Origin of the sequence: Streptosporangium sp. NPDC051022 (assembly GCF_040683035.1) — a bacterium.
GTDB lineage: Bacteria > Actinomycetota > Actinomycetes > Streptosporangiales > Streptosporangiaceae > Streptosporangium.
Window position 1 is genome coordinate 109,686 of sequence record NZ_JBFBCF010000027.1, and the last position, 20,231, is coordinate 129,916.

At 70.2% G+C, this 20,231-nt stretch carries 18 protein-coding genes; 16 read left to right on the forward strand and 2 right to left on the reverse strand.

From position 1 onward, the window contains the following. The first annotated feature begins 34 nt into the window (after positions 1 to 34). The 13 genes from AB0N02_RS34350 to AB0N02_RS34410 all read left to right on the forward strand — a co-directional run bounded on the left by AB0N02_RS34350 (position 35) and on the right by AB0N02_RS34410 (position 13,683). On the forward strand, positions 35 to 451 hold the full coding sequence (locus tag AB0N02_RS34350; RefSeq protein ID WP_363955088.1) for a MarR family transcriptional regulator: 417 nt from the start codon (positions 35 to 37) through the stop codon (positions 449 to 451). 54 nt (positions 452 to 505) lie between these two features. Further along, positions 506 to 1,714, forward strand: a complete 1,209-nt coding sequence (locus AB0N02_RS34355) for an MFS transporter (protein ID WP_363955091.1) — start codon at positions 506 to 508, stop codon at positions 1,712 to 1,714. A gap of 104 nt (positions 1,715 to 1,818) precedes the next feature. Further along, entirely contained in the window at positions 1,819 to 2,409 is a 591-nt protein-coding gene (pdxT, locus tag AB0N02_RS34360; protein WP_363955094.1) for a pyridoxal 5'-phosphate synthase glutaminase subunit PdxT, read from the forward strand. Positions 2,410 to 2,412: 3 nt separating this feature from the next. After that, positions 2,413 to 3,165 carry a YebC/PmpR family DNA-binding transcriptional regulator gene (locus tag AB0N02_RS34365; protein ID WP_363955097.1) on the forward strand — a complete coding sequence of 251 codons (753 nt, stop codon included), beginning with the start codon at positions 2,413 to 2,415 and terminating at the stop codon, positions 3,163 to 3,165. 280 nt (positions 3,166 to 3,445) lie between these two features. Next, positions 3,446 to 4,603, forward strand: coding sequence for a GNAT family N-acetyltransferase (locus AB0N02_RS34370; protein WP_363955100.1), 1,158 nt, complete (start codon positions 3,446 to 3,448; stop codon positions 4,601 to 4,603). Between the two features lie 104 nt (positions 4,604 to 4,707). After that, positions 4,708 to 5,295: a crossover junction endodeoxyribonuclease RuvC gene (ruvC, locus tag AB0N02_RS34375; RefSeq protein ID WP_363955136.1), complete on the forward strand. Its 588-nt coding sequence runs from the start codon at positions 4,708 to 4,710 to the stop codon at positions 5,293 to 5,295. Continuing rightward, a complete protein-coding gene (gene ruvA / locus AB0N02_RS34380; protein ID WP_363955103.1) occupies positions 5,292 to 5,912 on the forward strand; it encodes a Holliday junction branch migration protein RuvA in 621 nt (206 codons plus the stop codon). The genes ruvC and ruvA overlap by 4 nt, the downstream gene beginning before the upstream one ends. 163 nt (positions 5,913 to 6,075) lie before the next feature. Further along, entirely contained in the window at positions 6,076 to 7,134 is a 1,059-nt protein-coding gene (gene ruvB, locus AB0N02_RS34385) for a Holliday junction branch migration DNA helicase RuvB (RefSeq protein WP_363955106.1), read from the forward strand. 225 nt (positions 7,135 to 7,359) lie between these two features. Beyond that, positions 7,360 to 7,731, forward strand: coding sequence for a preprotein translocase subunit YajC (gene yajC / locus AB0N02_RS34390; protein WP_363955109.1), 372 nt, complete (start codon positions 7,360 to 7,362; stop codon positions 7,729 to 7,731). An 86-nt stretch (positions 7,732 to 7,817) separates the two neighbouring features. Further along, positions 7,818 to 9,620 carry a protein translocase subunit SecD gene (gene secD, locus AB0N02_RS34395; protein ID WP_363955112.1) on the forward strand — a complete coding sequence of 601 codons (1,803 nt, stop codon included), beginning with the start codon at positions 7,818 to 7,820 and terminating at the stop codon, positions 9,618 to 9,620. Continuing rightward, a complete protein-coding gene (secF, locus tag AB0N02_RS34400; RefSeq protein ID WP_363955115.1) occupies positions 9,620 to 10,669 on the forward strand; it encodes a protein translocase subunit SecF in 1,050 nt (349 codons plus the stop codon). Before secD ends, secF begins: the two co-directional genes overlap by 1 nt. A gap of 63 nt (positions 10,670 to 10,732) precedes the next feature. Continuing rightward, positions 10,733 to 11,251 carry an adenine phosphoribosyltransferase gene (locus AB0N02_RS34405; protein ID WP_363955117.1) on the forward strand — a complete coding sequence of 173 codons (519 nt, stop codon included), beginning with the start codon at positions 10,733 to 10,735 and terminating at the stop codon, positions 11,249 to 11,251. Between the two features lie 239 nt (positions 11,252 to 11,490). Continuing rightward, a complete protein-coding gene (locus AB0N02_RS34410; RefSeq protein ID WP_363955120.1) occupies positions 11,491 to 13,683 on the forward strand; it encodes a bifunctional (p)ppGpp synthetase/guanosine-3',5'-bis(diphosphate) 3'-pyrophosphohydrolase in 2,193 nt (730 codons plus the stop codon). A gap of 215 nt (positions 13,684 to 13,898) precedes the next feature. Here the strand turns inward: AB0N02_RS34410 and AB0N02_RS34415 are convergent, their stop codons facing one another. Both AB0N02_RS34415 and AB0N02_RS34420 read right to left on the reverse strand, forming a co-directional pair. Further along, positions 13,899 to 15,149, reverse strand: a complete 1,251-nt coding sequence (locus AB0N02_RS34415; protein ID WP_363955123.1) for a DUF349 domain-containing protein — start codon at positions 15,147 to 15,149, stop codon at positions 13,899 to 13,901. A 38-nt stretch (positions 15,150 to 15,187) separates the two neighbouring features. After that, positions 15,188 to 16,051 (reverse strand): peptidylprolyl isomerase, encoded by an 864-nt coding sequence (locus tag AB0N02_RS34420; protein ID WP_363955125.1) that lies wholly within the window; start codon positions 16,049 to 16,051, stop codon positions 15,188 to 15,190. 148 nt (positions 16,052 to 16,199) lie between these two features. On the opposite strand from AB0N02_RS34420, the gene AB0N02_RS34425 reads away from it, so the two are divergent. The 3 genes from AB0N02_RS34425 to aspS all read left to right on the forward strand — a co-directional run bounded on the left by AB0N02_RS34425 (position 16,200) and on the right by aspS (position 20,174). Next, positions 16,200 to 16,895 (forward strand): MBL fold metallo-hydrolase, encoded by a 696-nt coding sequence (locus AB0N02_RS34425; protein WP_363955128.1) that lies wholly within the window; start codon positions 16,200 to 16,202, stop codon positions 16,893 to 16,895. Between the two features lie 3 nt (positions 16,896 to 16,898). Beyond that, positions 16,899 to 18,164: a histidine--tRNA ligase gene (gene hisS, locus AB0N02_RS34430; RefSeq protein ID WP_363955130.1), complete on the forward strand. Its 1,266-nt coding sequence runs from the start codon at positions 16,899 to 16,901 to the stop codon at positions 18,162 to 18,164. Positions 18,165 to 18,440: 276 nt separating this feature from the next. Next, positions 18,441 to 20,174, forward strand: a complete 1,734-nt coding sequence (aspS, locus tag AB0N02_RS34435) for an aspartate--tRNA ligase (RefSeq protein WP_363955133.1) — start codon at positions 18,441 to 18,443, stop codon at positions 20,172 to 20,174. Positions 20,175 to 20,231 lie beyond the last annotated feature (57 nt).

Sequence of the window (20,231 nt, forward strand, 5' to 3'; positions counted from 1 at the left end):
AATGGTTAGCCAGGCTAAGTTAGACTGGCTAACCATGATGACGGACGAACTGGCCGAGAGCCTCTCCAAAGAGCTGCGCCACCTGGTGCTGCTGCTGCGCCGCGCGGTCGCGGGGCAGCCGGTCACCAGCCAGCAGTACGCCGTGCTGGGCTCGCTCGAGAACGGCCCCCGCCGGATGACCGAGCTGGCCGAGGAACACGGCGTCCAGTTGCCCACCATGACCGTGCAGATCAACCGTCTTGAGGAGCCGGGCCTGGTGGCGCGCGGCGCCGACCCGGCCGACGCCCGGGTCCGCACCGTCGAGCTCACCGAGGAGGGCCGCGCACGCCTGGTGGCCGTGCGGCGGTCCCGGATCACCTACCTGAGCGAGCAGCTCGGCGCGCTCACCCCGGACGAGCGCGAGGCCATCTCCGTCGCCCTGCCCGCACTGGCCAAGCTGGGGCGCGCCTGATCCGCTCCCGCCCGTTCCTCTCCCCTCTCCCGATCTCCCCAAGGAGCCGCACCCATGTCCTCGCAGAACGGCGGCGGAATCCTGCGCCAGCCGATGTCCGTCTGGGCCACGGCCTTCGCCGCGGTCGTCGCCTTCATGGGCATCGGCCTGGTCGATCCGATCCTTCCCTCCATCGCCAAGGGCCTGAACGCCGGGCCCAGCCAGGTCTCCCTGCTGTTCACCAGCTACTTCCTGGTCACCGCCGTGGCCATGCTCGTCACCGGCTGGGTCTCCAGCCGGATCGGCGGCAGACGCACCCTGCTGCTCGGCCTGGCCCTGGTGGTCGTCTTCGCCGCCCTGGCCGGAACCTCGGGTAGCGTCGGCGAGCTGATCGGCTTCCGCGCCGGCTGGGGCCTGGGCAACGCCCTGTTCGTGGCGACCGCCCTGGCGGTGATCGTCGGCGCGGCCAGCGGCGGCGCCGAGGCGGCCATCATCCTGTACGAGGCGGCCCTGGGCCTGGGCATCTCCATGGGCCCGCTGGTCGGCGCCGCCCTCGGTGACTGGAACTGGCGCGCGCCCTTCTTCGGCACCGCCACCCTCATGGCCGTTGGGTTCGTCCTCATCGCGACCCTGCTGAAGGCCGCCCCCGGGCCCGCCGCGCGGACCCGCCTCGGCGACCCGCTCCGCGCCCTGGCCCACGGCGGGCTGTCGACCACGGCGTTCACCGCGTTCTTCTACAACTTCGCCTTCTTCACCATCCTGGCCTTCACCCCGTTCATCCTCGGCATGTCCCCCTATGGCATCGGCGCGGTCTTCTTCGGCTGGGGCGTCTGCGTCGCGCTCGCCTCGGTCTTCGCCGCGCCCGCCCTGCAGCGCAGGATCGGCTCGGTCAAGGTGCTCCACCTCTCCCTGGGCGTGCTGGCCCTCCTCCAGGTGGGCATCGCGCTGTCCGGGCACGCCGGGATCGTCGTCTTCGTCATCCTGTCCGGCATCCCGATCGGCCTGAACAACACCGTGTTCACCGAGGCCGCCATGGAGGTCTCCGACGCGCCCAGGCCCGTCGCCTCCGCGGGATACAACTTCGTCCGCTGGATGGGCGGCGCGCTGGCCCCCTACATCGTCACCAAGCTGGGGGAGGAGTTCGGCGCCGCGGTGCCGTACTGCCTGGGCGCGCTCTGCTGCCTGGCGGGCATGGCCGTCCTGTACGGCAGGCGCCACCACATGAGGAGCCTGGAGCGGGTCGACGTCGACCACGCCCTCCAGGACGCCTCCGTCCCGGCCTGACCGGACGCCGATGCCGATGGTCCGGGAAGAAAGATCCGGTTTGGGGCGACGCGTGGAGTGGTCATACGCTGAAGGGGAATTCCGAGCCACTTGAGAGGACCACTGTGAGCATCGCCCCGACCATCGGTGTGTTCGCCCTGCAGGGAGACGTGCGCGAGCACGTGCGCGCACTGGAGGCGGTGGGCGCGAAGGCGGTCGCCGTACGGCGCCCCGGCGAACTGGAGGCGGTCGACGGGCTGGTCATCCCCGGCGGGGAGTCCACCACGATGTGGAAGCTCGCCGACACGTTCGAACTGCTCGAACCGCTGCGGCTGAGGATCAAGAGCGGTATGCCCGCCTACGGCTCCTGCGCCGGAATGATCATGCTGGCCGACCGGATCGAGGGCGGCGTCGAGGGTCAGGAGACCATCGGCGGCATCGACATGGTGGTCCGCCGCAACGCCTTCGGCCGCCAGGTCGACTCCTTCGAGTCCGACATCGACTTCGCGGGCCGGGGAGGCCTGCGCGCGGTGTTCATCCGCGCCCCGTGGGTGGAATCTGTGGGTTCCGATGTCGAAGTGCTGGCTCGAGCCGAAGCTGGGGATAGGATCGTCGCGGTCCGCCAAGGACCGCTGCTCGCCACGTCGTTCCACCCGGAACTTACCGGAGATGTCGGTGTGCATTCATATTTTGTTGAGATGGTGAGGGAGCTCTAGCCGATGTCCGGCCACTCCAAATGGGCGACGACGAAGCACAAGAAGGCCGCGCTTGACTCCAAGCGGGGCAAGCTGTTCGCCAAGCTCATCAAGAACATCGAGGTCGCGGCCCGGACCGGCGGCCCCGACCCGGACGGCAACCCGACCCTCTACGACGCCATCACCAAGGCGCGCAAGAGCTCGGTCCCGATCGACAACATCGAGCGAGCACGCAAGCGCGGTGGCGGCCTGGAGGCGGGCGGCGCCGACTGGCAGACCATCATGTACGAGGGCTACGCCCCCGGCGGCGTCGCGGTGCTGATCGAGTGTCTCACCGACAACCGCAACCGCGCTGCCTCCGAGGTCCGGGTGGCCCTGACCCGCAACGGCGGTTCCCTGGCCGACCCCGGCTCGGTGTCCTACATGTTCAACCGCAAGGGCGTCGTGATCGTGCCCAAGGGCACGCTGTCGGAGGACGACGTGCTGACCGCCGTCCTCGACGCGGGCGCCGAGGAGGTCAACGACCTGGGCGAGCAGTTCGAGGTCGTCTCCGAGGCCACCGACCTCGTCCCCGTCCGCAAGGCCCTGCAGGACGCCGGGATCGACTACGACTCGGCGGAGTCCAGCTTCCTGCCGACGATGAACATCTCGCTCGACGAGGACGGCGCGCGCAAGATCTTCAGGCTGATCGACGCCCTCGAGGACAGCGACGACGTCCAGAACGTCTGGGCCAACTTCGACGTCCCCGACGACGTCATGGAGAAGCTCGACGTCTGAGCCCGCCGTCCGGCGCCCGTCCTCCGGCCGGAGGACGGGCGCCGGAACGTCGTGCTCCCGCCGCGCGGGCGGGTGCCGCCGGACCGCGGCACGCCTCCCTCCCGACGCCTCTTCCGCGTCCGCGCCGATCGCCGCAGTCCAGGCCGCTCGGCCCCGCGTCATGCCCGCCTCCGGCCGCCGCCCCGCCCGGGCGGTCCGCCGCCCTCGCGCACGGTCCCACGTCCGGCGCCCGCGGAACGCGATTCGCCTTCTCCGTGCCCACTGCCTAGGTTGTGGGATCGTGGAGCTACGCGATTTGACGGTCGACGATCTCGACGCGGTGACGGACAACCGCACACGCGCCTTCGGGCCCGTCTCCGAAGCCGACCAGGAGGCCTGGATCAGGCTGGTGACCCCGATGCTCGGCGAGGGGAGATACCTCGGCCTCTTCGACGGCCCCCGCCTGGTCGCGACGAGCCGGATCCACGACTTCACCCAGTGGTGGCACGGCAGGCGGATGTCCATGGGCGGCGTCGCCTCGGTCACCGTCGCCCCCGAGGACCGCGGGCGCGGCGCCGGGCGCACGATCGTGCGGGCCGCCCTCGACCGCTGCGCCCACCTGGGACACCCGGTCTCGGCCCTGTATCCGGCGACCACCCGCATCTACCGCTCGCTGGGCTGGGAGCACGCGGGCGCCATGCACCGCGCCGTCCTGCCCGCGGAGGCCCTGCGCTCCATCAGGCGGACCGAGCGGGTCGAGGTGCGCCGGATGGGACCCGGCGACGCCTCCGAGGTGATCTCGGTCCTCCACGAGGTCAACGCCGCCACCCGCGCCTGCGGCCCCGTCTGCTGGAACACCGCCACCTGGGAGGCGCGCCTGGCGGCCGGGGACGACTTCCTGTATCTCGCCAAGGACGGCCTCGTCGTCTACCGCTGGCGGGGCCGCGACATCGAGGTCTCCACCCTCGTGGCGAGCTCGGAGGCCACCGCCAGGACGCTGTGGTCGCTGGTGGGCTCCTCCGCCTCGATCGCCAAGTCGGTCCACGCGGTCGTCGCCCCCGACGACCCGGTCTTCTGGCTGATCGGCGACCGTCCCAGGGACGAGGTCGGCCAGACCCGCTGGATGTTCCGTGTCGTCGATCTGGCAGCCGCCGTCTCCCGGCGCGGTTTCCCCCCTGGGGTCACCCTCGACACCGTGCTCCAGGTGGACGATCCCCAGCGGCCCGCGAACTCCGGCCCCTGGAACCTGACCGTCTCCGGGGGAGCGGCGACGGCCCAGCCCGCGGGGGCCCTGCCCGCCGCCCGGCCCGTCCTCACCGCGGGCGGCTTCTCCGCGCTGTTCGCCGGGGTCCCCACCACCACCCTCCGGCGAGCGGGGATGCTCACCGGGACCGCGGAGGGCGACGCCGCCCTTGACGCGGCCTTCCAGGCCACGCCCCACATGCTCGACTACTTCTGAGGGCGGCGGCGCCGGGTAACCGTGCGTCGGGCGCGCGCAGGCGGTAGAGTCTGGCACCGAACAGATGTTCGGCGAGCGGAGGCGTGCCGGTGCGATTGCCCGAGCTGCGGGTGATGGGGGTCGACCCGGGGCTGACCCGGTGCGGGGTCGGCGCGGTCGAGGGACGGCCGGGAGCACCGCTGACCCTGGTCAAGGTCGGGGTCGTGCGCACCTCGGTCGACGACGAGATCGGCGCCAGGCTCGTGGCCATCGAGGCCGGCATCGAGAGCTGGCTCGACGAGGTCGAGCCGGACGCCGTCGCCGTCGAGCGGGTCTTCGCCCAGCACAACCTCAGGACCGTGATGGGGACCGCGCAGGCCTCGGCCGTGGCGATCCTGTGCGCCTCGCGCCGGGGGCTGCCGGTGGCGCTGCACACGCCCTCCGAGGTCAAGGCCGCGATCACCGGCAGCGGTACGGCCGACAAGCGGCAGGTGGGCACCATGGTGACCCGGCTGCTGCGGCTGGCGGAGATGCCCAAGCCGGCCGACGCCGCCGACGCGCTCGCGCTCGCGATCTGCCACGTGTGGCGCGGCGGGGCGCACAACCGGCTGGCCGAGGCGGCCGCCAGGGCCGGCGCCGCTCCCACGACGAGCGCCGCCGCCTACTTCCGGGGCCGCGGCAGGGCCGGATACACGAGAGGAAGCACGAAGTGATCGCCTCGGTGCGAGGACGGGTGGCCGCGATCGCGCCTGACGGGGCGGTGGTCGAGGTCGGCGGGATCGGCGTGCTGGTGCACTGCACACCGGGCACGCTGGCGGCGCTGCGGGTGGGGGAGGAGGCCCGGCTGGCCACCTCCCTCGTCGTCCGCGAGGACTCGCTGACGCTGTTCGGCTTCGGCGGCGACGACGAGCGCATGATCTTCGAGATGCTGCAGACGGCCAACGGGGTCGGCCCCAAGGTCGCCCTGGCGATGCTCGCCGTGCACACGCCCAACGCGCTGCGGATGGCCGTGGCGAGCGCGGACGTCAAGGCGCTGACCAGGGTTCCCGGGGTGGGCCCCAAGGGCGCCCAGCGGATCATCGTCGATCTCAAGGACCGGCTCGGCACGCCGGAGGAGGCCGTCAGCGCCGCGCTCGACGGCGGTGCGGTCGTGTCCCCCTGGCGTGACCAGGTGCACTCCGGCCTGGTCGGCCTGGGCTACTCGGCCCGGGACGCCGACGAGGCGGTCGCCGCCGTCGCCCCCCAGGCCGACGCCGAGATCGCGCAGGGCCGCGCACCGCAGGTGGCGGCGCTGCTCAAGGCCGCGCTGCGCGCGCTGAGCGTCCGATGACGGGAGACCTCACGGCCGGAGGGCGGATCGCCGGTGGCACGGGCCGCCCGTCCGGCGGGGCCGCGAGCCCCGCGGCGAGGGGGCGGACCCGGGAGCGGCGCGGCGGTCCCGGAAGGAGCGAGACCACCCGTACGGGTGCCCGAGTGAGCGAAGGTGAACCGGCGTGAGTTCCGAGCGGGATCTGGTGTCGCCGGAGGCCGAGGGCGACGAGCGGCTGATCGAGGCGGCGCTGCGCCCCAAACGGCTTGAGGAGTTCATCGGCCAGGCACGCGTCCGCGAGCAGCTGTCACTGGTCCTGCACAGCGCGCTGCGACGCAACCGGCCTCCGGACCACGTGCTGATGAGCGGTGCTCCGGGGCTGGGCAAGACGACGCTCTCCATGATCATCGCCACCGAGCTGTCCGTGCCGCTCCGGATCACCTCGGGACCGGCCCTGGAGCGGGCGGGCGATCTCGCGGCGATCCTGTCGACGCTCTCCGAGGGAGAGGTTCTCTTCATCGACGAGATCCACCGGATGGCCCGGCCGGCGGAGGAGATGCTCTATCTCGCGATGGAGGACTTCCGCGTCGACGTCGTGGTCGGCAAGGGGCCGGGGGCGACCGCGATCCCGCTGGAGGTCGCGCCGTTCACCCTGGTCGGCGCCACCACCAGGGCCGGGCTGCTGCCCGCGCCGCTGCGCGACCGGTTCGGCTTCGTCGCCCACATGGACTTCTACGACGCCGCGGAGCTGGAGCAGGTGCTGCACCGCTCCGCCAGGCTGCTCGGACTGCGGCTTCCCGGCGACGCCGCGCGCGAGGTCGCCGGGCGTTCCCGGGGCACGCCCCGCATCGCCAACCGGCTGCTGCGCCGGGTGCGCGACTTCGCCGAGGTGCGGGCCGACGGGGTGATCGACAGGGACGTCGCCTCGGCGGCGCTGAACCTCTACGAGGTCGACGCCGAAGGACTCGACCGGCTCGACCGGGCCGTTCTCGGCGCGCTGCTGCGCAAGTTCGGCGGCGGCCCGGTCGGCCTGTCCACGCTGGCGGTCGCGGTGGGGGAGGAACCGGAGACGGTCGAGGTCGTCGCCGAGCCCTTCCTGGTGCGCCAGGGGCTGCTGGCCCGTACCCCCCGGGGGCGCGTCGCGACCGCCGCCGCCTGGGTCCACCTCGGCCTGACGCCGCCTCCCGACGCGTTCGGCGCCTCGATGATGCCCGATCTTGGGGATGACTCAGAGCGATCCTGACGTTGGGTTACGGTGACAAGCCGCGCGGGGTTGATCACGGATCGGTGACAACCGTATCGAAATGGGAACTTCCCCGCGCGCCAGAACGTGACCTCGTTGCCGCACTCCTAACAGCTCGCCTAAACTCCCAGGCTTGGCTGGCTGTGTAGGCTGACGTGTCTGAGCGGCGTGGCCTCACATGACGTCCGGCTCCGGCCGGTCATTCTTTAGCGAAGGAGCGGCCCCATGGGCGGCAACTACTCCAGCCTTATCATGATCGCTCTGATGGTCGTGGTGTTCTACTTCCTGCTCATCAGGCCGCAGCGCAAGCGGCAGCAGGAGCAGGTCCAGATGCAGAACTCGCTCAACCCGGGATCCCGCATCATGACGACCACCGGGCTTTTCGCGACCGTGGTCGCGATCGACGCCGACGACGTGATCCTCGAGATCGCCCCCGGCGTGGAGACCCGCTGGGTCAAGGCGGCGGTCGGCCGTGTGCTGACCCCTGTTGACGACGCCGACGACGAAGACGTCAAGAACGTCGACGTCGTCGGGGACAATGCAGTGGAGACCGCCGAGCCGCAAGGCGACAACCAGGACTCGACGACCAAGAAGTGATGCGCAGGCTCTACAACTATCCCTATAGCCGAAAGAACTGACGACCAGTGGCCCGACCGACCAGCGGCCAGAGCAGACCGGGGCGCGTGCTCCTGCTGCTTCTGGCGATCATTCTCGCCATGGGCGGGGTGATGCTTCTCAACCAGGCGTACACCCCCCAGTATGGCCTCGACCTCGCCGGCGGCACGACAGTGACGCTGAAGCCCGTCACCCCGAACGGCACCGCTCCCACAGAAGAGAGTCTGGACCTCGCCGTCGGCATCATCCGGAACCGGGTGAACGGCAGTGGCATCTCCGACGCCGAGGTCGCCAAGTCCGGTGACAACATCGTCATCTCCGTCCCCGGAGTTGGCCAGGAGGAAGTCGTCAAGCTGGTCGGCACCACCGCGGAACTGCGTTTCCGCCAGGTGATGGCGGTCGCGGCGGGGTCGCCCCCGCCTCCGGGCCAGATGCCCACCCAGGCGCCGACGCCGTCCACCTCCCCCACGACCCCCGGCAAGAAGGAGGAGACGGGGAAGCCTTCCCCGTCTGCCTCGCCGGGGGCGGGGGGCGGTAAGGGCACCAGGAGTCCCGCGCCCACCGCCACCGCCGCCGCGCCGAGCCCGAGCGGCTCGCCCGCGGGCCGGGCCCTGTCGGCGGCGCTCGTCAACCCCAGCCCGGAAGCCACCCCCACCTCCTCCGAGAGGCAGAGCAAGGGCGCCAAGCCCGGCAGGAGCGCGACCCCGTCCGCCCAGCCGAGCCAGAGTGCCGCCCCCTCCGCCTCGCCCACCGCCCCGGAGCCGAACCCGGAGGGCGACATCGACACCGCCGGCATCGACCCGGCGGTGCTCAAGCAGTTCGAGGCGCTCGACTGCTCCAAGAACAAGGGCCAGGGCGCCCAGGACGACCCGAACAAGCAGTACGCCGGGTGCAGCCAGGACGGCGCCGCCAAGTACGTCCTCGACAAGGCGGCCGTGACCGGAAGCTCGATCGCCTCCGCCAACGCGGGCGTCGACCGGACCACCGGCGAGTGGCTCGTCGAGCTCTCCTTCAAGGGGCAGGGGCCCGACCAGTGGTCCAAGGTGACCACCACCGCCTTCAACTCCCAGCCGCCGCGCAACCAGGTCGCCATGGTCCTGGACGGTATGATCATCTCCGCTCCGGTCATCCAGGAGCCCATCACCGGCGGCCGGGCGCAGATCTCCGGCAACTTCACCCAGGTGACGGCCAACGAGCTGGCCGGCCAGCTCAAGTTCGGCGCGCTGCCGCTGAAGTTCGAGAAGAGCTCGATCGACGAGATCTCCTCCTCCCTGGGCGCCGACCAGCTCCGCGGCGGCATGATCGCCGGTGCGATCGGCCTGGCCCTGGTGCTCGTCTACTCGATGCTGTACTACCGCGGCCTGGGCATCGTCTCGGTGCTGAGCCTCACGGTGGCCTCGATCCTGACCTACGAGGCGGTGGTGATCCTCGGTGCGTTCGCGGGCTTCCGCCTGTCGCTGCCGCACATCATCGGCCTCATCGTCTCGATCGGTATCACCGCGGACTCGTTCATCGTCTACTTCGAACGCATCCGTGACGAGATGAAGGAAGGCCGCCGCTCGCTGCGGACGGCCGTCGAGGTCGCCTGGACCCGCGCCCGCCGTACCATCCTGATCGCCGACGCGGTCATGTTCATCGCCGCGGTCGTGCTGTACTTCCTGGCCGTCGGCGGTGTGGCCGGGTTCGCCTTCGCCATGGGCCTGACCACGCTCATCGACATCGTCGTGGTCTTCCTGTTCACCAAGCCGTTCGTCGCGTTGCTGGCCAAGCGGAAGTTCTTCGCCAAGGGTCACAAGCTCTCCGGCCTCGACGCCGAGCGCATGAGCAGCACGGCGGCCGTCGGCTCCAAGACCGTTCCGCAGGAGGCCTGATGTCCGGCATCGCGCGCCGGTTGTACCGCGGCGAGATCGACGTCGACTTCGTCGGCCGCAGGAAGCTCTGGTACGGCCTGTCGGCCCTGTTGCTGCTGGTCTCACTCGCCGGTCTGCTCCTGCACGGCCTCAACCTGGGCGTGGAGTTCAGGGGCGGCTCGGTGTTCTCCTTCAAGGCCCCGGCCGCCACCGAGATCCAGGACGTGCGCACCACCTTCGGTGACGCGGGCGCCCACCAGGTCATCGTGCAGACGACGAACAACGGCTGGCGGGTCACCACCGAGAGCCTTTCGCCGGAGGGGGTGACCAACGTCCAGAAGGCGGTCGCCAAGAAGTTCGACCTGCCGCAGAACCAGGTCACCCTCCAGGTGATCGGCGCCTCGTGGGGCGGTCAGGTGGCCGACAAGGCGATCACCGGCCTGATCGTCTTCATGCTGGCCATCATCCTGTACCTCACGCTCGCCTTCGAGTGGAAAATGGCGCTGTCGGCGGTCGTGGCGCTGCTCCACGACCTGGTGATCACCGCCGGTGTCTACGCCTGGTCCGGCTTCGAGGTCACCCCGGCGACCCTGCTGGGCTTCCTGACGATCCTCGGATACTCGCTGTACGACGCGGTCGTCGTGTTCGACATGATCAAGGAGGTCACCGCCAAGCTCGGCACGACCTCCAAGATGACCTACACCCAGGCCGCGAACAACGCGCTGAACCACACGCTGATCCGGTCGCTGAACACCACCCTGGTGGCGATCCTGCCGGTGGCGGCGATCCTGTTCATCGGCACCACGCTGTTCGGCGCCGGCACGCTGAAGGACCTATCGCTGGCGCTGTTCGTCGGCATGATCGTCGGTACGTACTCCTCGCTGTGCGTGGCGACGCCGATGCTGGTCACGCTGAAGGAGCGCGAGCCGCGCTACCAGGCGATCGCCCGCAGGCTCTCCGCCCAGAGCGGCGGGGGCAAGGGCGGCGGTGCCAAAAGTCTCCGGCAGCCGGTGACGGCGGGAGCCTCGAACGGCTCGGTGTCCGAGACGGAGAAACGCAAGAAGAAGTAGGCCGCCAGAGCAAGCCTCCGCTCCCTCACCGGGGGCGGAGGCTTTTCCTTGGAGGAAGTGACGATGACCGACCTGAGCGAGCTGATCCTGGACCGGATCCGCGACGTACCCGACTACCCCCAGCCCGGAGTGCTCTTCAAGGACATCACACCGCTGCTCGCCGACCCCGAGGCGATGGCCGCCGTGGTCGACGAATTCGCCGGCCTCTACCGGGTCGACAAGATCGTGGGGATCGAGGCCAGAGGGTTCATCCTGGCGGCCCCGGCGGCCTACAAGGCGGGCGCCGGCTTCGTTCCGGTACGAAAGAAAGGCAAACTGCCCTCAGAGACGCTTGAGGCGTCCTACGATCTGGAGTACGGCTCCGCCATCATCGAGGTCCATCGAGACGCCTTCACCCCCGGGGAACGCGTCCTGATCGTTGACGACGTGCTCGCCACCGGAGGTACGGCGCGCGCGGCGGTGGAGCTGGTCCGCAGGGCGGGCGCCGACGTCGTCGCCATCGCCGTGCTCATGGAACTGGCCTTCCTCAACGGCCGGGAGCGGCTGGACGGAGTCGAGGTGCATTCCCTCGTGATTGTCTGATCCCACCCCGCCGGGGAAGGCACTTGAACCGGTCTGGATACACTGGGGGGATCTGGACTCGAACGTGAGGAGTCTGAGTGCCCCGTGATGTGGTCGTCCCCGACGTGACCGCCGACGGTGGCGGTCCCGCGACGGCCGTCCCGGCAGGCGATGCCGGTTCCGCCATGTCCGGAGCCGCCGAAGAGAGGCCTGCGGTAAGGCGCAGGCTCGCACGCTTTGGGGGGCAATGGGGTGGCGCCATGAACCCGGTGCTGGAGCCGCTGTTCCGAACGGTCCGTGCGACCCATCCGAAGGCGGACCTGCGGGTGATCGAGCGTGCCTACGACATGGCCGCCTACCATCACCGCGATCAGAAGCGCAAGAGCGGCGACCCCTACATCACCCATCCGCTCGCGGTCGCGACGATCCTCGCCGAGCTGGGCACCGACGACGAGACGTTGTGCGCCGCGCTGTTGCACGACACCGTCGAGGACACCGCCTACAGCCTCGACGAGCTGCGCTCCGACTTCGGTGACAACATCGCGCTGCTGGTCGACGGCGTCACCAAACTCGACAAGGTCAAGTTCGGTGACGCCGCGCAGGCCGAGACCGTGCGCAAGATGGTCGTGGCGATGTCCCGCGACATCCGGGTGCTGGTGATCAAGCTCGCCGACCGTCTGCACAACATGCGCACCATGCGCTACCTGCCCGAGCACAAGCGGCAGCAGAAGTCCCGCGAGACGCTGGAGATCTTCGCGCCGCTCGCCCACCGCCTCGGCATGAACACCATCAAGTGGGAGCTGGAGGACCTCGCGTTCGCCATGCTCTACCCCAAGCGATACGACGAGATCGCCCGGATGGTGTCGGAGCGCGCCCCGCGCAGGGACCTGTTCCTGCAGGAGGTCATCGAGAAGGTCTCCGGCGACCTGCGCGAGGCCAAGATCCGCGCGGTGGTCAAGGGGCGCCCCAAGCACTACTACTCGGTCTACCAGAAGATGATCGCCAGGGACGTCGCCTTCGACGACATCTACGACCTGGTCGGCATCCGGGTGCTGGTCGACACGGTCCGCGACTGCTACGCCGCCCTGGGAACGATTCACGCGCGATGGAACCCGGTGCCCGGCCGGTTCAAGGACTACATCGCGATGCCCAAGTTCAACATGTACCAGTCGCTGCACACCACGGTCATCGGCCCCGAGGGCAAGCCCGTCGAGCTGCAGATCCGCACCCACGGCATGCACCACAGGGCCGAGTACGGCGTGGCCGCGCACTGGAAGTACAAGGAGGACATGACCACCTCGGGTCCTCCCGGGGCGAAGCTGAAGCCCGCCAGCGACATGGCCTGGCTCCGGCAGCTCCTCGACTGGCAGAAGGAGACCGCGGATCCGGGTGAGTTCCTGGAGTCGCTGAGGTTCGACCTGTCGGTCTCCGAGGTCTACGTCTTCACGCCCAGGGGCCAGGTGATCGCCCTCCCGGAGGGGGCGACCTCGGTCGACTTCGCCTACGCCGTGCACACCGAGGTCGGTCACCGGTGCATCGGCGCGCGGGTCAACGGCCGCCTGGTGCCGCTGGAGTCCCGTCTCGGCAACGGCGACACGGTGGAGATCTTCACCTCCAAGTCGCCGGACGCGGGCCCGTCGCGCGACTGGCTCAAGTTCGTCAAGTCCGGCCGCGCCCGCAACAAGATCCGGCAGTGGTTCTCCAAGGAGCGCCGCGAGACCGCGATCGAGGCGGGCAAGGAGGCCATCGGCAGGGCCATGCGCAAGCAGGGCCTTCCCCTGCAGCGCCTGATGTCCGGAGAGGCCCTCCTGGCGCTCGCCAGGGACCTGCGCTACCCCGATGTCTCCGCGCTCTACGCGGCCGTCGGAGAGGGCCACGTGGCCGCTCAGACGGTCGTGCAGAAGCTGGTGCACTCCTTCGGGGGAGTGGAGGGCGCCGAGGAGGACATCGCCGAGGCGTCGGTGCCGACGAAGCTGCGCGGCCGTCCCAGGGGCAGCGGCGGCGCGGGCGTGGTCGTCGCGGGAGACTCCGACGTCTGGGTACGGCTGTCGCGCTGCTGCACCCCCGTGCCCGGCGACGAGATCATCGGCTTCGTCACCCGAGGCCACGGGGTCTCGGTGCACCGCACCAACTGCCCCAACGTGGGCCAGCTGAAGTCCGAGCCGGACCGCCTGGTCGAGGTCGCCTGGTCGGCCGCCGAGGACTCGGTGTTCCTGGTCGCGCTCCAGGTCGAGGCGCTCGACCGGCCGCGCCTGCTGTCCGACGTGACCCGGACCCTGTCCGACCAGCACGTCAACATCCTGTCCGCGTCGGTGACCACGTCGAGGGACCGCGTGGCGATCAGCAGGTTCACCTTCGAGATGGGCGACCCCAAGCACCTGGGCCACGTCCTGAAGGCCGTCCGCAACGTCCAGGGCGTCTACGACGTCTACCGGGTGAGCGGCGCCTCCTGACCGCCTCCTGACCGCTTCCTGACGTCCGGGGCCCGTTCCCGGACGGCGGGACGGGCCACCTCTCCGGCCGGGCGGGACGCACCGGTGTGGGGAGAGCCTTGAGACGGAGCGCCGGGCCCGGCGGGAGCCGGGGCGGCGGTCATGCCGGGAGAAAACGGACGGGGGCGTGCCCTCTCGGGCACGCCCCCGTCCGGATCCCCGACCGGATCAGGAGGTCAGGAGAACTCGGCGAGCGTGCGCTCGGCCTCCTCCAGCCAGGAGCGGCGGGCGATCAGGGACTCCTCGGCGTCCTTGGCGTCCTTGTCCTTACCTGCGGCCTGGGCCTTGGCCAGGCGGCCCTCCAACTGCTCGATCGACTTGCGGAGCTGGTCGACCGTGTTCTGCGCGCGGGCGCGGGCCTCGGGGTTGGAGCGCTTCCACTCCGCCTCCTCGGCCTTGCGCACCGCGTCGTCGATCTTGCGCAGCCCGCCCTCGAGGCGGTCGCGCTGGTCACGCGGGACCGGACCGGCCGCCTCCCAGCGCTCCAGGATGCCCCGCAGGGCGGTCCTGGCCGCACGGGCGTCGGAGACCGGGACGATCTTCTCGGCCTCGGTCAGGAGCTGCTCCTTGACCTCGGCGTTGGCCGCCAGCGAGGCGTCGCGCTCGGCGAAGACGGCCGAGCGGGCCTGGAAGAACTGGTCCTGGGCGCCCTTGAAGCGGCCCCAGAGCTCGTCCTCGACCTCCCGGGAGGCCCGGCCCGCCGACTTCCACTGCTGCATCAGCTCGCGGTAGGCCGACGCCGTGGTGCTCCAGTCGGTGGAGGAGGCCAGCGCCTCCGCCTCGGCGACGATGCGCTCCTTGGAGGAGCGCACCCCCTCGCGCTGCTCGTCCAGCCCGGCGAAGTAGGCCTTGCGCCGCTTGGCGAAGGCCGTACGGGCCGCAGACAGGCGCTTCCACAGGGCCGCCTCGGTGACCCGGTCGATGCGCTCTGCGGCCTTCCACTCCTCCACCAGCTGGCGCAGCCGCTCACCGCCCGTCTTCCAGTGGGTGGTGTCGTCGGCGATGCGCTCGGCCTCGGCGACGATGCGCTCCTTGACGCCCTTGGCCTCCGCACGGGCCACGTCGCGGGCGGCCTTGACCTCCTCGCGGCGCTGGGAGACCAGCTCCGAGAGGGCGTTCAGCCTGCCCAGCAGCGCGTCGAGGTCGCCGACCGCGTGCGCGTCGGTGATCGCTTCGCGGAGCTTGACGATGGTCGCCTCTGCCTGGGCGGGCGGCAGATCGGTGCCGCGGACCCGCTGCTCAAGCAGCGTGACCTGCCCGGCCAGCTCGTCGAACTTGCGATGGAAGTAGGCCAGTGCCTCTTCCGGTTCGCCGGCCTGCCAGGACCCGACGGCCCGCTCTCCCTCAGCCGTACGTACGTAGACGGTGCCGTCGTCGTCTACCCGGCCCCACGGGTCGGTGCTCACCGTGTCCTCCCGCACTTTCATCAGCCTTTCGAGGCTATCCGCCTCTTGGTTGTATTACGTCAGCTCTTGCCGGACATTGTCACGTCTTTGATTTCCACAGTTTCCTTCGGGGCTCCTGTGCCGTCCGGTCCCGGTGTGATGACACCGCCCTTGTTCACCTTGTCGATGATGTCCAACCCCTTGGTGACCGTACCGAACGGGGTGTAGGCCGGGTCCAGCTGGGCGGTGCCGTACAGGATGAAGAACTGGCTGCCGTTGGTGTCCGGACCGCTGTTGGCCATGGCCACGACACCCCGGGTGTACTTGGCGCCCTGGAGGTTCTCGTTGACGAAACGGTACCCCGGCCCGCCCTGGCCGTCGGTCTGGTTCTTGCCGTCGGCCTTCGCCAGCGGGTCGCCGCACTGCAGGACCGGGAACTGGTCGGAGCCGAGACGGTGACACTTGGAGCCGTTGAAGTACTTCTTCTGGGCCAGGAAGGCGAAGGAGTTGACCGTGCAGGGTGTCTTCTCCGCCGACACCTCGATGACGATGTCGCCCTGGTTGGTCTTCAGGGTCATCGTCTTGGGGGTGGTGTCCACCTTCGCCGGGGGCATGCCGACGTTCTTCGCCGGGGCGCCGGCGGCGTCCGCGACGTAGCCACAGGTGCCGCCGGCGGGGTCGAAGGCCGTCGGCTGGGCGGCGGTGCTCGTCTGCGACGGCGTGACCGGTGGGGCCGAGGAGGCCGATTCGGCCGTGGCCGGCGACGGGTCGTTGCCTCCGAGCAGGGTCGTGGCGGCGATCACACCGCCCACGACCACCACGACGGCCACACTGGTGCCGATGATCGCGTTGCGCTTCGCCTTGGCCTCACGCTCGACGCGCCGCTGGTTCTGCCGCTCGTAGTGCTCGCGGGCCAGCTGCTTCTGGCGGTCCTTGCCGCTCACCACTTCGCCCTCCCGAGTGCCGGAGTATTACTTATTGAGGTGGGCGAATCGTATCGGCCAATGGGGAATGGTTCGCAGCCCGCCGACCCGCACCGGTACCCTTCGGTTACATTCCCATCCGTTTTCTTGACGAGATCAGCTGAGGCAGATGCTCATCGCCGGCTTTCCCGCAGGGTCGTTTCAGACCAACTGCTACGTCGTCGCTCCCGCCGCCGGTGAGGAGTGCGTCATCGTCGACCCCGGTCAGAACGCCGTTGCCGACCTGGACGACGTGCTGCGCGAGCATCGCCTGAAGCCGGTCGCGGTGCTGGTCACCCACGGCCATCTCGACCACATGTGGTCGGTCGCCCCGGTCTGCGGAGCGCGTGACATCCCCGCGTGGATCCACCCCGAGGACCGCGAGCTGCTGTCCGACCCGGTCAAGGGAATGTCCCTGTCGTCCGGCCAGCAGCTGTTCGGCGGGCTGACCTTCACCGAGCCCGACGACGTGCGGGAACTGGCCGACGGCGAGGTGCTGAGCCTGGCGGGCATGGAGCTCACCGTCGACCACACCCCCGGCCATACCAGGGGGTCGGTGACGTTCAGGCTGCCCCGCACGGAGGAGATTCCCGACGTGCTGTTCTCGGGCGACCTGCTGTTCGCCGGCTCCATCGGCCGCACAGACCTTCCGGGCGGCGACTATCCGACCATCCTGCGCAGCCTGGCCGCCAAGTGCCTGCCGCTGCCGGAGGACACGGTCGTCCTGCCCGGTCACGGACCACAGACCACGATCGGCCACGAGCGCGCCACCAATCCGTATTTGGCGGAGGCGGCGCCGTACGCCGGTCCCACCAGGGGACTTTAGAAGATGACTCTGCAGGCGCCCAAGGGCACCTTCGACTGGATCCCGCCGCGTTCGGAGCGGGCGCTCGCCGTGCGCGAGGCGCTGACCGCTCCCACCAGGCGCGCGGGCTACGGCTATGTCGAGACACCGGTGTTCGAGGACACCGCGCTGTTCGTGCGCGGTGTCGGTGAGTCCACCGACATCGTCTCCAAGGAGATGTACACCTTCGAGGACAAGGGCGGGCGCTCGATCACGCTGCGTCCCGAGGGCACCGCCTCGGTCGTGCGCGCCGTCCTCCAGCACGGCCTGCACAACGGCCAGCTTCCGGTGAAGCTGTGGTACTCCGGCAGCCAGTTCCGCTACGAGCGGGCCCAGAAGGGCCGCTACCGCCACTTCTGGCAGGTCGGCGCCGAGGCCCTCGGCGCCGAGGACCCGGCCCTCGACGCGGAGCTGATCGTGCTGGCCGCCGACGGCTACGCCGAACTGGGGCTCACCGGCGTCCGGCTGCTGCTCAACACGCTGGGCGACCGGCAGTGCCGCCCGGCCTACCGCGCCGCGCTGCAGGACTTCCTGCGCGGGCTCGACCTCGACGAGGCCACCCGTGCCCGGATCGAGATCAACCCGTTGCGCGTGCTCGACGACAAGCGTCCCGAGGTGCAGGCCCAGCTCGACGGCGCCCCGCTGGTCGTCGACCACCTGTGCGAGGCGTGCAAGGCCTACCACGAGGAGGTCCGCTCGCTGCTGACCGCCTCGGGCGTCGCCTACACCGACGATCCCCGGCTGGTCCGCGGCCTGGACTACTACACGCGCACCACGTTCGAGTTCGTCCACGACGGGCTGGGCTCGCAGTCGGCGGTCGGCGGCGGCGGACGCTACGACGGGCTGAGCGAGATGATCGGCGGCCCGGCGCTGCCCAGTGTCGGCTGGGCCCTCGGCGTCGACCGGACGGTCCTGGCCATGGAGGCCGAGGGACTGCTCGGCGACGAGGCGGCCGACAGACGCGTCCAGGTGTACGGTGTGCCGCTGGGAGAGGAGGCGCGCCGCCGGATGTTCCTGCTCGTCACCGAGCTGCGCCGGGCGGGTCTCGACGCCGACATGTCGTTCGGCGGCAAGGGCGTCAAGGCCGCCATGAAAGGCGCCGACCGGTCGGGGGCGAGCTGCGCTGTGATCCTCGGTGAGCGGGACATCGCCGCCGGGGTCGCCCAGGTCAAGGACCTGGTCAGCGGCGACCAGACCGCCGTGCCGCTCGCCGGGATCGTCGCGACCCTGAAGGAGAGACTGAGCAATTGACCTCCTTCCCCCCTGAACGGAGGGGATTCCCACGGTCGCCCGCAGGGTTTCCTGCTTCACCGCCGGTCGCCCGCCCGAAAAGGATCTTTCGTTGGGGTCTTGCACCAGCTCCGCAGGCGTTTCACCTCTCCGCCGGCCCGGCGGCGAGGGTGGAGCCGATCGTGCAGGTGGCGGCTTGGCGGTCGCCGCCAACGAACACACTGTCGAATTCTGCGGCGTCGCGCCGCGTTTCCTCCCGGCCTTGAAGGACTGGGTTTCCATGCATAAGGAGTTTTGATGATCCGCACGCACGAAGCGGGATCACTGCGCAAGGAGCACGCCGGGCAGCAAGTGACGCTGGCCGGCTGGGTGGCGCGCCGCCGCGACCACGGCGGTGTCGTCTTCATCGACCTGCGTGACGCCTCCGGCTCCTCCCAGGTGGTCTTCCGCGAGGAGGACGACGCGCACGGCCTGCGCGCCGAGTACTGCGTCAAGGTCGTCGGAGAGGTGCGGGTCCGCCCCGAGGGCAACGAGAACCCCGAGCTGCCGACCGGCGCGATCGAGGTCGTCGCCTCCGAGGTCGAGGTGCTCAGCGAGTCCGCGCCGCTGCCGTTCCCGATCGAGGGCCACACCGGCGTCTCCGAGGAGGCCCGTCTCAAGTACCGCTACCTCGACATCCGCCGCCAGCAGGTCGCGCAGGCCATGCGGATCCGTTCGAAGGCCACCTACCTGGCCCACGAGGTGATGCGCGAGCACGGGTTCAACTACATCGAGACGCCCACGCTCACCCGCTCGACCCCGGAGGGCGCCCGCGACTTCCTGGTGCCGGTCCGGCTCCAGCCCGGCAGCTGGTACGCCCTCCCGCAGTCGCCGCAGCTGTTCAAGCAGCTCCTCATGGTCGCCGGCATGGAGCGCTACTACCAGCTCGCCCGCTGCTTCCGTGACGAGGACCTGCGCGCGGACCGGCAGCCGGAGTTCACCCAGATCGACGTCGAGATGTCCTTCGTCGACCAGGACGACGTCATCGCGCTGGGCGAGGCGCTGGTCGGCCGCATCTGGAAGGAGACGCTCGGCTACGAGCTGCCGACTCCGCTGCCCCGGATGACGTACTGGGAGGCCATGTCCCGCTACGGCTCGGACAAGCCCGACCTGCGCTTCGGCCAGGAGCTCGTCGAGATGACCGAGTTCTTCGCCGACACCACCTTCCGGGTCTTCCAGGCACCGTACGTCGGCGCCGTGGTGATGCCGGGCGGCGCCTCGCAGACGCGCAAGGAGCTCGACGGCTGGCAGGACTGGGCCAAGTCCCGCGGCGCCAAGGGCCTGGCCTACGTCCTCGTCGGCGAGGACGGCACGCTCGGCGGCCCGGTCGCCAAGAACCTGTCGGAGACCGAGACCGCGGGCCTGGCCGCGAAGGTGGGCGCGGCGCCCGGCGACGCCGTCTTCTTCGCCGCCGGTACGGTCACCGCCTCCCGCGACCTGCTGGGCGCGGCCCGCCTGGAGATCGGCCGTCGCTGCGGCCTGATCGACAAGTCGGCGTGGAACTTCCTGTGGGTCGTCGACGCCCCCATGTTCGAGGAGGACGGCGAGGGCGGCTGGACCGCGGTCCACCACCCGTTCACCGGGCCCAAGCCCGAGTGGGCCGACACCTTCCAGGACCACCCGGGTGAGGCTCTGGCCTACGCCTACGACATGGTCTGCAACGGCATGGAGATCGGCGGCGGCTCGATCCGTATCCACCGGGCCGAGATGCAGCAGCGCGTCTTCGACGTGCTCGGCATCTCCAAGGAGGAGGCGGAGAGCAAGTTCGGCTTCCTGCTCGAGGCGTTCAAGTACGGCCCGCCGCCGCACGGCGGCATCGCCTACGGCTGGGACCGGATCTGCATGCTCCTGGCGGGCGGCGACTCCATCCGCGACGTCATCGCCTTCCCGAAGACGGCCTCCGGCTTCGACCCGCTGACGGGCGCGCCCACCCCGATCACGGGTGAGCAGCGCAAGGAGGCGGGCGTCGACGCCAAGCCCAAGACGGACTGACAGGTCCCGGACGGACCGGGAGGCGTGGGGGGGGGGGCGGGGGGGGGCCCCCCGGCC